This is a genomic window from Streptomyces sp. NPDC059785, from assembly GCF_042732375.1.
Classification (GTDB): Bacteria; Actinomycetota; Actinomycetes; order Streptomycetales; family Streptomycetaceae; genus Streptomyces.
On the sequence record NZ_JBHWHV010000050.1, the window covers coordinates 13,621 to 28,250 of the forward strand.

Consider the following 14,630-nt stretch of genomic DNA (forward strand, 5'->3'; position numbering starts at 1 on the left):
TCTGTGCCGCCGCGAAGCGGCAGCCGATTTCGAAGTGATCAATCCCCACCCCTGATTCGAATGTAAACGCCGCAGGTCATCTGCCTGCCGCGCAGGGGAACTCTAGATCATCATTCCGGCTGCTGCGGCGGGTTGAGCTTGCGCCAGTACGTCCAGCTCGTCTCGTTCGGCTCGCTCCACTCCCGCGGCGCCCGGGCGAACTCCGGGTGGTGGTCGGCGATGTAGGCACGGGTGCGCTCGGGGACCTCGGCGTACGAGCCGAGTTTGCGGCCCCGGCAGTGGAACGTGAGCCCCCCGGGGCGCTGGCCGCGCGCCATCCACGGCAGCCACGGCGACATCCGCGACCACGACATGGTCGCCGGGACGCTCGGCGCCGTACCGTCCAGGTCGGCCCGGTCGGCGAAGAACTGGAAGAGCTCCAGGGCCTTGTACGTGTCCCCCGCCGAGGCAAGCGGGTACTGGGCCACCGGCAGCGGCGAGGGGTAGGCGAGCGGGATCTCCAGGCTGAAGCAGACCTGCTCGCCCAGCTCGGTCGTGGGGATCGGGAAGGGGCGCCACTTCTGGTTCGCCGGGTCGTTCCACACGTGCACCACCGGCAGGTCCTGCCAGGTCTCCAGGATCTCGCGGCTGGCGGGATCCAGATAGAACGCGGCCTCACGGGTGAGCAGTTGATAGGCGTCCGGGCCGGCCTCGGCGTCCTGGACCAGGCGGGCGACGTTCAGCCCCTCGAACCCGAAGACCCGCTGGTAGGGCTCGTCGGGCGCCCAGGAGTACACGTCTCCCGACCACCAGTACGTGACCTCCTCGCCGTCGAGCGAGGCACGGGTACGGGCGAAGGAACGGAGCAGTTCTGCGTACGTCGTCATACGCCTAAGTCTGCGCCGCCGCCCCTGCCGCCACACGAGCGGGGCGTGGCATCAGCACACGAGATCAACAGAGATACCTGGCACGCGCTCTGCCTCGCGTTCGCCGGGCATTGGCCCGTGCTTGCTTACATCGAGTCATGGAGCAGATCACGTTCCTCGTCGTCATCGTCATCGTCACGAAGCTGGCCTTCGACTTCACCAACGGCTTCCACGACACGGCGAACGCGATGGCCACGTCCATCGCCACCGGCGCGCTCGCACCGCGTACGGCCGTGGGCGAGGGAAGGGGCGAGGACACGACGCCGGCGGCGGGCGATACGGTCACGGAGTTCCGTCCTGACGTTGTCATGAGCGAGGCAGCCTGACAGTCCCCGTCCAGACCCGGCAGGACTCCTCCACCGAGGAGGACGGCCCGCGAACGGCAGGTAGAAAAGCGCGAGTCGTGGATCACCCGGATGACGCACGGCTCACAGGCCTTAACGTTGGCCCATGTCCATGCCCAAGTTGCCGTCACGGGTCGAACTGCACCCGCTCGCACTCGCCGACCAGGACGAGTTCTGCGCTCTGGTGCGGGCCAGCGCCGAGTTGCATCATCCATGGATGCAACTACCCGCCTCCGCCGAGGAGTTCCGGGCCTGGATGCACCGCTTCGACGACGGCACCAACCTGGGTTTCCTGGTCCGGGTCCGAGAGACCGGCCAGGCCGCCGGTCTGGTCAACATCAACTCGATCATCCGGGGCCGCTACCAGGGCGCCTCCCTCGGCTACGCGGCCTTCGCCCCCTCGGCGGGACGTGGTTACATGACCGAAGGACTCGCCGCCGCCCTGGAACACGCCTTCACCGACCTGCGGCTGCACCGGCTGGAGGCCGGCATCCAGCCCGCGAACAAGGCGTCCTCGGCCTTGGTCCGACGACTGGGCTTCCGCTACGAAGGCATGTCGCCCGCCTACCTCTACATCGACGGCGCCTGGCGCGACCACGAACGCTGGTCCCTCACCGCACCGGCCCCCTGGACACCGGATCCGTCCCTTCCGGAGGTCTGAGCCGCGCGGATGGGGGAGGCGGTCTCCAGGGAGCGGCCGGCCGGGGGCCAGGGGGAGGCCGGGACGACGAGGAGTGTCCGCCGCGGGAGGCGAGCGGGTGCCCCGCCCGGAGGATCGCGACCTGGCCTTCGGTGTGGAGATCCTCGGTGTCGCAACCGGCCAGGTCGTCGTACGGGCGGTACATGAGTGCCACGTCGGCGTGCCCGTCAGGGAGCAGCCCGGCCTGCTCGCCGCCCTCCCGGACGACGGGCCGCGCGGCGGCCTCTTCGACGACGAGGGCGCCGTCCCCTGATGACCCGGGGCACGGGGATGTGCCGGGCGGTCCGAGCCGGCTCGGACCGGGCAGGCCGAGGCGCGCTCGGACGACCGGGTGGGCCGAGGCGCGCTCGGACGACCGGGTGGGCCGAGGCGCGCTCGGACGACCGGGTGGGCCGAGGCGCGTTCAGCTGTGCGGCAGGTGGCGTTCGAGCAGGATCTCCAGTTCGTCGATCCATGCCTCCAGTCGCTCTGCCTGACGTGTCTTCACCTGGCATGCGTAGTGCCCGCCGCCGCTCATGCGGACGGTCACGGTGAACGTGTAGCCGAAGGTGCGGATGGTCTGGTCGTAGGTGACCTGGGTGATCGACGGCCACGGCAGGTCGACGGTGGTGCCGTCCGTGCCCAGGGAGATGCCACGGTTGTCGGCGAGGATCGCGTTCTTGCGGTCCGTGGCCAGGAACTCGGGCTCCTCCTCATGCCCGGCCGCCGGTGAGAGGGCGGTCGGAAGGTGAGGGAGCGGCGACGGGACTACGGGCGGGACGGAGGCCACAGCGGTCGGGACGTAGTGCGGGGGCGTCGTCGGAGGCGGAGGCGGAGGCAGTAGAGGGACGGCGGAGGACTGGATGGTGGCGGGCTGGGTGGCGGGGGCCGTGGTGGCCGCGGGGTCCACCGGTGCGGGGGCGGTCAGTTGCTCCAGTAGCTGTTCCGGGGTGGGACGCTGCGCCGGGCTCTTGGCCAGGCACGCCGTCACGACCGGTCGCAGGGCCGCCGGGACGGCGCTGACGTCGGCGTCGTGGTGCACGGAGCGGTACATCAGCGCCATGGGGGTGCCGCCGCCGAAGGCGCTGCCGCCCGCCGCGGCCACGAGGACGGCACCGAGGGCGAACACATCGGCCGCTCCGGTCACATCAAGGCCCTCGGCCTGTTCCGGAGCGAGGAAGCCGGGGGTGCCGATGCCGGTTCCGGTCATGGTCAGGCGGGAGTCCTCGACGGCTCGGGCGATCCCGAAGTCCAGGACGCGGGGGCCGTCGGCGGCCATGATGATGTTGCCGGGCTTGAGGTCGCGGTGCACCAGCCCGCAGGCGTGGATCGCCTGCAACGCCTCGGCGAGGGCGGCGCCCAGACCACGTAGCCGGGCCTCGTGCATCGGACCTTGCTCGGCGAGCTGGGCGGCCAGGGTGGGGCCGGGTATGTAGGCGGTGGCGAGCCACGGCGGCTCGGCGTCCGGATCGGCGTCCACCACGGACGCCGTATGGAAGCCGCCCACGCTGCGGGCGGCCTGCACCTCGGCGCGGAACCGCTCGCGGAAGGCCGGGTCCCGGGCCAGTTCGGCATGGGCCACCTTGACCGCGACCGGCCGGCCACCGCGCGATCTGGCCAGATAGACGACGCCCATGTCGCCTTCGCCGAGCGCCCGTTCCACGGTATAGGGCCCCACTTGCATGGCAGCGTACGGCTGCGACCCGTTCATACCTGTCTCCTCCCCCTGCGCCCCGTATGCGGACATACGATACGCACCTCGGAGGACTCATAAAACCGCAGGTCGGGGGCGACTCACAGCACTCGGGCGCGTGGTCCGCCCCCGCCGCGGACGCGAGGTCCGCGTTGCGGAGCCGGCGCGCGGGCTCACCGGCGCGGGTCGGCGAGCGCAGGGTGTCCATGCCAAAGGCGGCCAGGAACCCGGTCGGGGAGGCCACCACCACGCGCTCAGCCGCTCCCGCCGCCGCTGGTCGACGACGCCTGAGCGGATACGTCCGGCCGCCGCTACCCCACAGGTTTACAGCGGCCTCAATCCTGGGTTTGACGCCTGTGACCTGTGCGGTCCGTAGTTTCGGTGGCGACACGGATCCACCCGAACCTCGGCGGCCGCACAGCGCCGTCCGGGGGACGACGAAGGAGACGACACACATGGCACTCAGGAACAAGGCGGTCCGAGCGGCAGGCGTACTGGCCGTGGCCTCCGCGCTGGCAGGCGGCGGTTTCATGGCCACGACGGCGTCCGCCGCGCCGGGCGTCGCCAATATCTCGTACGGGTCGGGCAACCGGGACGGTGTGTGGTGCGTCCAGTTCGCCACGAGCAACTGGGCCACCCGTACCGGCAAGGCGAATCCGATCGACGTGGACGGCATCTTCGGTCCGGCCACGCTGGCCCTGGTCAAGAAGTTCCAGAAGGCGTCCGGGCTGACGGTCGACGGCATCGTCGGCAAGAACACCGGCAACAGCGTCCTCGACAACGCCGGTGCCATGCGCGACTGGTGCTACCCGAAGGTCCCGAGCACCAGGCGCTGATCCGGCCGCGCGGGCCGCGGCGCCGGGGGCCTGGCGACCGGGTCGGCACCGGCGCGGGCGTCGCCGCGGTGGGCTACGCGATGGGTGACGCCATGGGCGCCGCGGCCGTCGGCGTGTTCCCGCTGGTCCGCCGCAAGCGGCGCGAGGACGCCCGCGTGCGCGACGCCGTCGACCGGGGGCCCTGCGTGAACGGACGGCGAGTCAGAAGTCCTGACGGCAGTTGGGCACGCCGACCCCGTCAGGGCCTGCGCACCGTCACGGGTTCCAGCCGGAGCCGCCGGTTCGGCCAGGGCGGCGGCTCGGCCGGGCCGAACCAGACGCGGACGTCCGCACCGGTGCGGACGGGCAGCCGGGGGAAGTCGTTCTCGGCGTGCTCGGTGCGGTGCAGCGCGTGTTCTGGGCCGAGGTGCCGGGCGGCGTACGCGTCGAAGGCGGCCGCGTCGGACGGCTCGCAGACCGTCGCGACCACCTCGCGGGTGCCCGGCTCCGGGAGCAGGCACGGGCCGCGCAGCAGCAGGACGTCGTCGCTGTCGACCATGGTGGCGTTGGCCGCGTCGCGGTGGAGCCGCCAGACCGGGCCGGTGTAGAACGCCTCCAGCGCGCGCCGTCGGTGCGCCATGCCGGGGAACCCGCGCAGCCACACGAAGCGGTCGGGGTCGTCCAGGTCGCGGAACCGTCCGCCGACGGTGATGCCGACCGCCTGCTGGCCGGTGACGAACTCTCGCTCGAACAGCTCGATCAGGGTCTCCCGGGCGCCGGGACGCAGGGTGTACTGCCGCAGCTCGACGATGCGCGCCGAACCGTGGCCGAAGTCGAAGTCGTCCATGCGCCGCAGGTTAGGAGTCCTCCACTGACATCCTCTGTCAGTGGATACTGGGCGGCATGCGCGCGAGCCGGCTGGTCACCCTGCTTCTGCTGCTCCAGAACCGGGGCCGGATGACGGCTCAGCAGCTGGCCGGGGAACTGGAGGTATCCGTCCGCACGGTCTACCGGGACGTGGAGGCGCTGGCCGCCGCCGGGATCCCGCTGTACGGGGCCGCCGGACACGCGGGCGGCTACCGGCTGGTCGACGGCTACCGGACCCGGCTCACCGGGCTGACCGCAAACGAGGCGCAGGCCGCGTTCCTCGCCGCGCTCCCCGGCACCGCCGCCGAACTCGGCCTCGGCGAGGCACTGGCCACCGCGCAGCTCAAGCTGCGGGCGGCGCTCCCGGCCGGACTGCGCGAGCACGCCGGGCGCGTCCAGGAACGCTTCCTCCTGGACGCCCCCGGCTGGTACGGCGACGCCGACCGCACACCTCACCTGGCCGCGGTCGCCACCGCGGTGTGGGCGCGGCGGGCGGTGGTCCTGCGGTACCGGCGCTGGCGCGCGCCGGAGGAGATCGAGCGGCGGGTGGAACCGTACGGCCTCGTGCTCAAGGCCGGGCGCTGGTACCTGGTCGCCGCCGGAGCGTCCGGAATCCGCACCTACCGGGTCGACAAGATCACCGGACTCGACTGCCTGGACGAGGAGTTCACCCTCCCCGACGGGTTCGCCCTGTCCGCGTACTGGCGCGGCTACCTGGCCGGTTTCCGGGCCCGGCTGCACACCGGCCAGGCCCTGGTACGGCTCACACCGGAGGGCGCCCGCCGCCTCGGGGTGACACCCGAGGGCGACGGCTGGACGCGGACCCGGGTGCCCATCGAGTCGATCGACCACGCCCACCGGGAGTTCCTGCGGCTGGGCACCGACATCGAGGTCCTCGCCCCGCCGGAACTGCGCGCCCGGATGACCGAGACGGCACGCGCCCTGGCCGTCCGCTACGGGGCATGACCCCGGCCGCACACGGGTCACCGGCCGACCGGGCGCCACACCCGCACCGGACGGCCAACCCGCCGTTGAATATGCGCCGTTGACTGAACGTACAGTTCGTCGGGCAAGCCCTCCACAGTCGATCGCAAAGGAACCAACCTTGCGTCAGTCATTCGCCGCCAGTCGCCGTGCGGTCCTCCAGGGTGCCGCCGGGGTCGCGGCAGCATCGGCCCTCGGGGTCACGTCCGCGGCCGCGCCCGCGGCCGCCGCTCCGCGCTCCCGGACCGTCCGGATCCCGCGCACCGTCGCGCACTCGGTCACGGGCCCCGGCGCCCACTTGGCCCCGGTCCGCACGCGGTTCCCCATCGGACACGTCGGCGTCTCCTGGACCGGGACCCCGCGCGGGGTGGCCCTCCGGCTGATAGCCGAGGACGGCACCCGCGGCGCCTGGACGTCCCTGCGCCCCCTGTGCACGGCCGGTGCCGACGGGACGGAGGCGGGGGCGAGGGCGAGCGTCCTGCTCCCGGCCGGCGGGGCCGCCGGTTACGAACTGCGGCTGCCGCACGGGGTGAAGGACGTGCGCTCCACCGCCCTCGACACGGTCGACGGACCGTCGATCGAGGTCGCGGCGACCGCGCGGACCGCCACCATCGGGGACGTGGAAGTCATCACCCGGGCCGGGTGGGGCGCCGACGAATCCCTGCGCTTCAAGGAGGACGGCACGGAGAACTCGCCGCAGACGTACTACCCGGCGCAGACGCTGACCGTGCACCACACCGCCGGAGCCAACGGCGACCCCGACCCGGCGGCCACCATCCGCGGCTACTACTACCTCCACGCGATCGAGAACGACTGGGGCGACATCGGCTACCACTTCCTGATCGACGAGGCCGGTCTCGTCTACGAGGGCCGCTACTCGGGCACGGACGGTATCCCCGCGCACGACGCGGACGGCGACATGGTGACCGCCTTCCACACCTCGGGCTACAACTCGGGCAACATCGGCATCGCGCTCCTGGGCACCTTCACCGAGCAGGCCGAGACGTCGGCGGCCCGCGCCTCGCTGACCGCCCTGCTCGCGGCCCTGTCCGACTACCACGGCTTCGACCCGCAGGCCGCCGTGACCTTCGTCAACCCGGTCAACGGCGTGACCAAGGACGTACACACGATCAGCGGCCACCAGGACTGGCTGGCCACCGAGTGCCCCGGCGCCGTGCTGTACGACCAACTGCCCGCGCTGCGCGCGGACGTGGCCGCGGCGGGCGGGGCCGCACGCCGCTAGACGAGGACAGGTCCACCGGGCGTCCGCCGCACTTCCACACGGTGCGGCGGACCGTCCCGGGTCCCCCGGGAGTCAGTCCCCCAGGATCTCGACATACCCGTCGGCCCCGTGGACGCGGATCCGCTGCCCGTCGCGGATCAGCCGGGTGGCCCCCTCCACGCCCACGACGGCGGGCAGGCCGTACTCGCGGGCGATGACCGCGCCGTGGGTCATCAGGCCGCCCACCTCCGTCACCAGACCCGTGATCGCGACGAACAGGGGCGACCAGCTCGGGTCCGTGTAGGCCGTGACCAGGATGTCGCCCGCCTCGAGATCGGCCTCCGCCATGTCGTGGATGACACGGGCCCGCCCCTCGACGGTCCCCGCCGAGACAGCCAGCCCGGCCAGGGCGCCGGCCGGCACGTCCGCACGCCGGTACGACCCGGCGACGGCCTCCCCGTCCGAGGTGAGCACCCGGGGCGGCGTGAGCGCCCGGTACGACCGGAACTCCTCCTTGCGCTCCCGGACCAGCCGCTCGTCCACCGCGTGCGACCGTACGACGTCGTGGAGTTCCTGGAACGTGAGGTGGAAGACGTCCTCCCGCTCCCGCAGCACACCGGCCCGCACCAGGCGCTCGGCCTCCGCCATGAGGGCCTGCTTGTAGACGAAGTAGCGGCAGACGATGTGGTACTTCGGGTACTCCCGGTACCCGATGAAGGTCCGGACGCGGTCGATCATCTCCTTCGCCTCGGCGGCCTTGCGTTCCCCGTCCGGCAGGGTCCGCAGGCGTGACAGCACATCCCGTTCCTTCGCCCGCGCCTGCTGCCGCCCCTGCTCGAAGCGCTGCCCGGCGGCGCCCGGTGCGAAGTTCCTGACGTTGTCGAGGATCACGGGCACGAGGGCGGTGGGGCGCTCGCGCCAGCGCGGTCGCGTGATGTCGATCTCGCCGACGCAGCGCATGCCGTAGCGGTCGAGGTAGTCCTCGATGGCGTCGCGCGCCCCGGCCCCGCCCGGGAGCTTCCCCAGTTCGTCGAGGAAGCCGTCGTCCTCGGCGCCCGCCAGGAACGCCACCACCTCCGGATGCGGGCGGACCGCGTCCGCGACGTCGAGCAGCGCGAGTCCCATCTCCGACGTGATGTTGCCGGGGGCGGACAGCGTGAGCGTGTCGGCCGCGTTCTTCTCGCCCAGCCACTCCCCCAGCCGGTCGTTGAGCCACCACGTGGCCTCCATCCCCGCCATGATCACCTGAATGCTCAGCGGATCACCGAGGACCTTCTTGTGCTCCTCGAAGGCCTCCAGAAGGAAGTCGAACAGCACCGGACCGGTCTTCGTCCCGATGTCGCGCCGCAGGGCGTCCAGCGACGTCCGGCTGCGCTCGATCAGCTCGGTGACGATGCCCGGATCGGTCTCGATCGGGGCGGGCGCGGAGGCCCTGGCCGCCGCTCGGCCGCCAGGATCCGGCTCGGGGTCCGGGAGCGACGGGACGAAGTCGCCGCGGTCGAGGACGGTCTCCAGCGCGTCCCTGATCAGCGGATCGCCCTTGCCCATGAGGTCCAGGAGACCGGCGCGGCTCGCGGGCGAGGCCAGGCGCCGGGTGACGTCGACGAACAGCCGCCCGCCCGCCGCGTGCATCGGCACCATGGCCGTGAGCTGCCACATGGACAGCCCCAGCGGTGCCATGGGGTCGGTCATCATCTGCTGGTGCCCGACGGACACGTAGACGTGGTTGTCCTGGTCGCCGGTCTCGGGGACGGGGAACAGCGTCGTGATCGGCCGGCTCTGCACGATCCGGAAGCCGTCACCGGACAGACACCACTCGATGTCCTGCGGGCGCCCGAAGTGCGCCTCGATCCGCCGCCCCAGCCGCTCCAATTCCACGACCTGCGCGTCCGTCAGCGCGGGCCGCTCCTGCCGCTCCGCCTCGATCGCCGCTTCCCGCGTACCGCCGCCCGGCACGGCGAGCACGGCGCGCTGTTTGGCGGCGATCGCCCTGGCGGTGATCTCGCCGTCACGCACCTTGAAGACGTCCGGGTTGACCAGCCCCGAGACCAGTGCCTCACCGAGGCCGAACCCGGCGTCCACGGTGGTGACCCTCCGGTCGCCCGTGACGGGGTCGGCCGTGAACAGGATCCCCGACGCCTCCGGGAAGACCATCCGCTGCACGACCACGGCCATGTGGACCGTACGGTGATCGATGCCGTTGCGCTGACGGTACGTCACGGCCCGCTCGGTGAAGAGCGAGGCCCAGCACCGGCCGATGTGCCGCAGGACCTCCGCCGGTCCCACCACGTTCAGGTACGTGTCCTGCTGACCGGCGAAGGAGGCCGTCGGCAGGTCCTCCGCCGTCGCACTGGACCGGACGGCGCAGGCGGCCCGCTCGCCGAGCCGGGCCAGCGCGCGGGTGACGGCCGCCGCGATGGCGTCCGGGACGCCGGCTTCTTCGATCGTCCGGCGGAGCTCCGCGCTGAGCGTGCGGACCGCCTCCCGGTCGGCCGGGTCCGAGCCCGCCAGCCGGTCGAGGGCGTCCCCGATCGCCGGCGTCCGAGCCACGACCCGCCGGAAGGCGTCCGTCGTCACGCAGAAGCCCTCCGGCACGCGGATGCCCTCGATCCGCGACAGCCCGCCCAGGTGCGCGCCCTTGCCGCCGACGTCCGCGATCCGCGTCTCGTCGACCTCGTGCAGATCCGCCACGTACTGCTCGATCACTGACATACCTCCGCGGCCGCGGCGCTCTGTCGCGCCGCACCGGCCGATCGCATCATCGGCGCCCGCGGCCGAGTCGGACCGCTCGCCGGGCGCGCCCCCGTCATGTCGCGGCCTCCCCCGCTCTTCACGCAGGTGGAGGCCTCGGCGGATGATTCTGCGACGGGACCCGGGTCTTGCCGCAAGCCCCCCGGTGCGCTATACGTTGAGTACGGCACGGAGATCTCTCTCCTTGCCTTTGTTGTTGTTCAGTCCGGCAGAGCCTCGGCGGCCCGGTCGCGGTGCGCGCGGAAGCGGCGCAGGTACGAGCGGGCCATGGGGCCCGGCGGGACGCCCCGGGCGAAGGCCCGCATGTTGCGTTCGCCCGCGTTGTAGCCGAGGGCGAGGAGTTCGTCGCGGGTGTAGCGGCGCACGTGCCGCCGCGGCAGGCTCCGGTCGAGGTCCTGAAGGTGCAGTGCCGCCGCGCGGATGGCGAAGGCGGGGTCGTCGCGCAGGTCCTGCCACCGCTCGCGCAGACCGTGGGCGCGCCGCACCTGCTCGAACGTCGCCCGGTGCATGTTGGCCACACCGAAGGACGCCTGCGGCTTCCACCACTGCCACAGCCGCTCCAGCAGCGGATGGTGCGGTTTGTACGCCTCGTTGTGCAGCACCGTCATCACGAGCAGGGGTGAGACACCCGCCTCCGCGGCGCCGCGCACCACACATGCGGCGTAGTCGGCGGGGTCGTACCCGCCGGGCCGCAACGGTGGTCTCCGTGCTCCGTCGCCTTCCGCCGTCCGGGATTCCCGCTCCGGCGCCGCCGTCGATCGCTCGGCCATCTTCTCCCTCTCTCCCCCGCCGTCCGCGCCGGCCCCTACGACACGGCGTCCGCCGCTTCGATGTGCGCGTGCCCGCGCGCCCCGGACTCAATCCGGCCGCCCGGGCGAACCGACACTCCGAACGTGTTCGTTACGATCGGGGGATGACAGCGAGACGAGAGCCGATCAGCCGCCGGGAGCGTCCGGCGAAGCCCGCCCTGTCCCGGCGCTGGATCGTGGACACCGCCGTACGGATCATGCGCGCCGAGGGGCTGGAGAAGGTGACCATGCGCCGCCTGGCGCAGGAGCTGGACACCGGCCCCGCCTCGCTCTACGTCTACGTCGCCAACACCGCCGAGCTGCACGCGGCCGTCCTGGACGACCTGCTCGGCGAGGTCGACCTGACCGGCGCGGACGGCGCAGCGGGCGCCGACGGCGAGGGCGCCTGGCGCGAACAGCTCCGGGCCGTGCTGACCTCGTACACCCTCACCCTGTTCGCGCACCCGCAGCTCGCCCGGTCCGCGCTCGTGGCCCGGCCGAGCGGGGAGAACTACCTGCGTCTGGTGGAGCGGATCCTCGATCTGCTCTCCCGCAGCGGGGCCTCGCGCGAACAGGTGGCCTGGGGCGTCGACAAGCTGCTCCAGGACGCCACGGCCACGGCGGCCGAGCACTCGACCCAGGAGCACGACCCCACCGCCCAGGACGACTGGAACGCCACCGTCCGCGCTCTGCACGCCGCAGACGCGTCCACGCATCCGGCCATCGCGGCCCATCTGCCCGCCCTGGTCGGCGGCGCCGGCGGGGACCGTATGCGCTGGAGCTTCGACGTGCTCGTCAACGGCATCACGGGCACGCCCGTTCCCGGCGGCATCGAGGAAAACCCGACCGCCTGAGAAGCGCCTCCACGCACGGCCGGAGGGACGGCTACGCTTCGACGAACTTGTTCGGAACGAACGCGTTCGTTACGCTGGACATGTCCGGCCGCGGTCCGCCCTGCGGGCCGACGCTCCGCCGGTCCCCGTACCTGCACGCCCGCCTCCGGAGGTCCCCATGAACACCAGCCACCACCCCGTCGCGATCATCGGCGCGGGACTCGGCGGGCTCACCGCCGCCAGGGTTCTGCACGTCCACGGGATCGAAGCGGCGGTCTTCGACCTGGAGGCGGGTCCTGAGGCCCGTACCCAGGGCGGCATGCTCGACATCCACGCGCAGGACGGGCAGAAGGCGCTGCACGCGGCCGGTCTGCACGACGGCTTCCGCGAGATCATCCATGAGGGCGGGCAGGCCATGCGCCTGGTCGGCCCCGACGGCACGGTGCACATCGCCACGGAGGACGACGGCCACGGCGAGCGCCCCGAAGTCGACCGGGGCGAGCTGCGCGACCTGCTGCTGAACTCCCTGCCCGACGGCACGATCCGCTGGGGCCGCAAGGCGACCGGCGCCCGCCCGCTCGGCGACGGCCGCCACGAGGTCGCCTTCGCGGACGGCTCCGCCATCACCACCGACCTGCTGATCGGTGCCGACGGCGCCTGGTCCCGGGTCCGGCCGCTGGTCTCGGCCGCCCGGCCCGCCTACACCGGCATCTCCTTCGTGGAGACCGACCTGTACGAGGCCGACACCCGCCATCCGCGCGGCGCGGCCCTCGTCGGCGGCGGCTTCTTCATCAGCCTCGGCGACGGGCGCGGCTTCCTCGCCCACCGCGAGACCGACGGCAGCCTGCACGTCTACACCGCTCTCAGGGCCGACGAGGACTGGATCGACACGATCGACTTCACCGACCACGCCACCGCCAAGGCCGCCGTCCTCGCCCGCTTCGAGCACTGGGACGGCGGGCTGCGGAGCCTCGTCGCCGACGCCGAGACGATCACCCCGCGCCGTATCCACGCCCTGCCCGTCGGGCACCGCTGGGACCGCGTCCCGGGCGTGACCCTGCTCGGCGACGCCGCCCACCTGATGTCGCCCTTCGCGGGCGAGGGCGCCAACCTCGCCATGTTCGACGGAGCCGAGCTCGCGTCGGCCGTCGCCGCCCACCCGGGCGACACCGAGGCCGCCCTCACCGCCTACGAGGCAGCGCTCTTCCCGCGCAGCGCGGCCTCCGCCGCCGAGTCAGCCGCCGGCCTGGAGACCATGTTCGGCGAGGACGGCCTCGAGCGGATGACCGCGTTCTTCACTCAGGGCCCGGCCGAGGCGTAACGGCTCCGGACGCACCGGCGCCGAGACTCAGCCGACACCTCCGTCCAGCGCGCCGACCGGCGAGACGCCGTCGCCGCACTGGCTGTAGGGCGCGATGAACGGAACCTGCGCGACGTTGCCGGCGTCGCCACCGGGCGAGTCCGCTGGGCCGGGACCGGCGTCCACCGCCGCCTCGCGGATGGCACAGCTCTGTCCGAACACCGGCGAGAGCACACCCCCGACGCCGCCCGCCCAGGCGGGAACCGCCTGGGCCGCGACCATGACGCTCACCGCGACAACTGCTGTACGGGTAAATCTCCGGCTGCTCATGGCGGGTCAACGAGTCCGTCCACAGGCCGTCACGCCGTGCGCGTCCGGCCGCCGATACCCATACAACCCGCGCGGCACCAAGGAAGCGGTGCCCGGCCGTCCCGGCTTCCCGGGCGGCTCAACTCCCCAGGCGGCTCAGCGCTCCCATGGCCTCGCGCTCGATGCGGGCCAGATCGCCGAGCACGGCACCGGCCCGTTCGAGGCACTGCGCATCGCCTGCCTCACCGGCTTGTGCGATCAGTGCCGCGACCTCCGTCCACAGGGTGGCCGCCTCGGCGTACAGCCGATGGCCGGTGCGCAGGTGAGTGCTGTCGATCAGTTGGCCGCATTCGGCGAGGAAGTCCCGGTAGAGGTTGCGGAACAGGGCGCCTCCGGTGCCGGCCTTCTCCATCAGCAGGGCGGCCTGCGGCAGGTCCCGCCGCGGGTCGTCCGTGCGCCGGAGCCAGGCGGGTACCAGCTTGCCGGCCTTGTCGATGCCCCGGTGGCCGAGATTGGCGATGGGCGGGTTCAGGAAGGCGTCCGCGCAGGCCGTGACGGCGGCGGTGATCCTCTCCGGGGAGAGGGGCGGGGTCTGCGGGGCGGTGAGGGTGAAGGACCGGTGCCTGGCGGTCATCGGGCCGCGTGCGGCCCTGGCCTCGGCGAGACCGGTCAGGCTGGTGGACACCGCTCCGCCCTGCTGCTCGGTGTCCACCAGGTAGGCGTCCCGGTCGTCGTAGCCGTACATGGCGACGACATGGCCGCCGAAGTGCACCTTCGAGCTGAAGTAGTCGAGGTGGTAGCTGTCGAGCTGAAGTCCGACGGGGCGGCCGGCGGCGAGGGCGGACGTGACGTTCTCCCATGCCCTGCGCGGGGAGGTGGTCTCCTGGACCAGGAGTTCCAGTCCGAGCCTGGTGGCCAGGTTCTTCGTGAGCTCGAAGGGTTTGACCCGCCCGCCCAGGAACGGGAAGTCCATGTTCTTGCTGTCCCAGTAGATGAAGGACAGACCGGAGCCGAGGCCGAAGAGCATGGGTTCGGACAGCTCGAGCCCCTCGTGCCGGAGTAACACCCCCAGAGCCGTCGTTTCGCAGTGCCGCATACCGCGGGCGTCGATGCCCGTCACCGTCGTCATGCCGGAAGATC

13 protein-coding genes and 2 pseudogenes are annotated in these 14,630 nt (G+C 72.3%); 7 read left to right on the forward strand and 8 right to left on the reverse strand.

Translation table 11 applies throughout. The features are described from left to right. Positions 1–110: 110 nt before the first annotated feature. Entirely contained in the window at positions 111–866 is a 756-nt protein-coding gene (locus ACFV6E_RS31000; protein ID WP_385174802.1) for a DUF1838 family protein, read from the reverse strand. Between the two features lie 137 nt (positions 867–1,003). On the opposite strand from ACFV6E_RS31000, the pseudogene ACFV6E_RS31005 reads away from it, so the two are divergent. After that, a pseudogene (locus tag ACFV6E_RS31005) lies at positions 1,004–1,141 on the forward strand (inorganic phosphate transporter); the annotation flags it as partial. 220 nt (positions 1,142–1,361) lie between these two features. Continuing rightward, entirely contained in the window at positions 1,362–1,910 is a 549-nt protein-coding gene (locus tag ACFV6E_RS31010; protein ID WP_385174832.1) for a GNAT family N-acetyltransferase, read from the forward strand. Between the two features lie 82 nt (positions 1,911–1,992). Here ACFV6E_RS31010 and ACFV6E_RS31015 read toward each other — a convergent pair. Further along, a pseudogene (locus ACFV6E_RS31015) lies at positions 1,993–2,142 on the reverse strand (LysR family transcriptional regulator); the annotation flags it as partial. Between the two features lie 210 nt (positions 2,143–2,352). Next, positions 2,353–3,612: a serine/threonine-protein kinase gene (locus tag ACFV6E_RS31020; protein WP_385466182.1), complete on the reverse strand. Its 1,260-nt coding sequence runs from the start codon at positions 3,610–3,612 to the stop codon at positions 2,353–2,355. Positions 3,613–4,076: 464 nt separating this feature from the next. On the opposite strand from ACFV6E_RS31020, the gene ACFV6E_RS31025 reads away from it, so the two are divergent. Next, positions 4,077–4,457: a peptidoglycan-binding protein gene (locus tag ACFV6E_RS31025; RefSeq protein WP_385177698.1), complete on the forward strand. Its 381-nt coding sequence runs from the start codon at positions 4,077–4,079 to the stop codon at positions 4,455–4,457. Between the two features lie 238 nt (positions 4,458–4,695). On the opposite strand, the gene ACFV6E_RS31030 is transcribed toward ACFV6E_RS31025, so the two are convergent. Continuing rightward, positions 4,696–5,283: an NIPSNAP family protein gene (locus tag ACFV6E_RS31030; RefSeq protein ID WP_385177702.1), complete on the reverse strand. Its 588-nt coding sequence runs from the start codon at positions 5,281–5,283 to the stop codon at positions 4,696–4,698. Positions 5,284–5,339: 56 nt separating this feature from the next. On the opposite strand from ACFV6E_RS31030, the gene ACFV6E_RS31035 reads away from it, so the two are divergent. Both ACFV6E_RS31035 and ACFV6E_RS31040 read left to right on the forward strand, forming a co-directional pair. Then, on the forward strand, positions 5,340–6,269 hold the full coding sequence (locus tag ACFV6E_RS31035) for a helix-turn-helix transcriptional regulator (RefSeq protein ID WP_385177704.1): 930 nt from the start codon (positions 5,340–5,342) through the stop codon (positions 6,267–6,269). A 139-nt stretch (positions 6,270–6,408) separates the two neighbouring features. Then, positions 6,409–7,530 (forward strand): N-acetylmuramoyl-L-alanine amidase, encoded by a 1,122-nt coding sequence (locus tag ACFV6E_RS31040; RefSeq protein ID WP_385466095.1) that lies wholly within the window; start codon positions 6,409–6,411, stop codon positions 7,528–7,530. Positions 7,531–7,602: 72 nt separating this feature from the next. On the opposite strand, the gene rph is transcribed toward ACFV6E_RS31040, so the two are convergent. Together rph and ACFV6E_RS31050 are read right to left on the reverse strand one after the other, a co-directional pair. Further along, the gene (gene rph / locus ACFV6E_RS31045; protein WP_385466185.1) at positions 7,603–10,215 is read right to left on the reverse strand and encodes a rifamycin-inactivating phosphotransferase; all 2,613 of its coding nucleotides are present in this window, start codon (positions 10,213–10,215) and stop codon (positions 7,603–7,605) included. A 245-nt stretch (positions 10,216–10,460) separates the two neighbouring features. Continuing rightward, the gene (locus ACFV6E_RS31050; RefSeq protein ID WP_385466098.1) at positions 10,461–11,030 is read right to left on the reverse strand and encodes a lytic transglycosylase domain-containing protein; all 570 of its coding nucleotides are present in this window, start codon (positions 11,028–11,030) and stop codon (positions 10,461–10,463) included. Between the two features lie 143 nt (positions 11,031–11,173). Between ACFV6E_RS31050 and ACFV6E_RS31055 the strand changes: the two genes are divergently transcribed. Both ACFV6E_RS31055 and ACFV6E_RS31060 read left to right on the forward strand, forming a co-directional pair. Further along, the gene (locus ACFV6E_RS31055; protein WP_385171913.1) at positions 11,174–11,902 is read left to right on the forward strand and encodes a TetR/AcrR family transcriptional regulator; all 729 of its coding nucleotides are present in this window, start codon (positions 11,174–11,176) and stop codon (positions 11,900–11,902) included. Between the two features lie 157 nt (positions 11,903–12,059). After that, the gene (locus ACFV6E_RS31060) at positions 12,060–13,202 is read left to right on the forward strand and encodes an FAD-dependent oxidoreductase (RefSeq protein ID WP_385466101.1); all 1,143 of its coding nucleotides are present in this window, start codon (positions 12,060–12,062) and stop codon (positions 13,200–13,202) included. A gap of 27 nt (positions 13,203–13,229) precedes the next feature. Here the strand turns inward: ACFV6E_RS31060 and ACFV6E_RS31065 are convergent, their stop codons facing one another. Beyond that, complete coding sequence (locus ACFV6E_RS31065) at positions 13,230–13,463, reverse strand: chaplin family protein (RefSeq protein WP_385171908.1); 234 nt, start codon at positions 13,461–13,463, stop codon at positions 13,230–13,232. Between the two features lie 166 nt (positions 13,464–13,629). Continuing rightward, positions 13,630–14,619 carry a BtrH N-terminal domain-containing protein gene (locus tag ACFV6E_RS31070; protein WP_385171906.1) on the reverse strand — a complete coding sequence of 330 codons (990 nt, stop codon included), beginning with the start codon at positions 14,617–14,619 and terminating at the stop codon, positions 13,630–13,632. Positions 14,620–14,630: the final 11 nt, after the last annotated feature.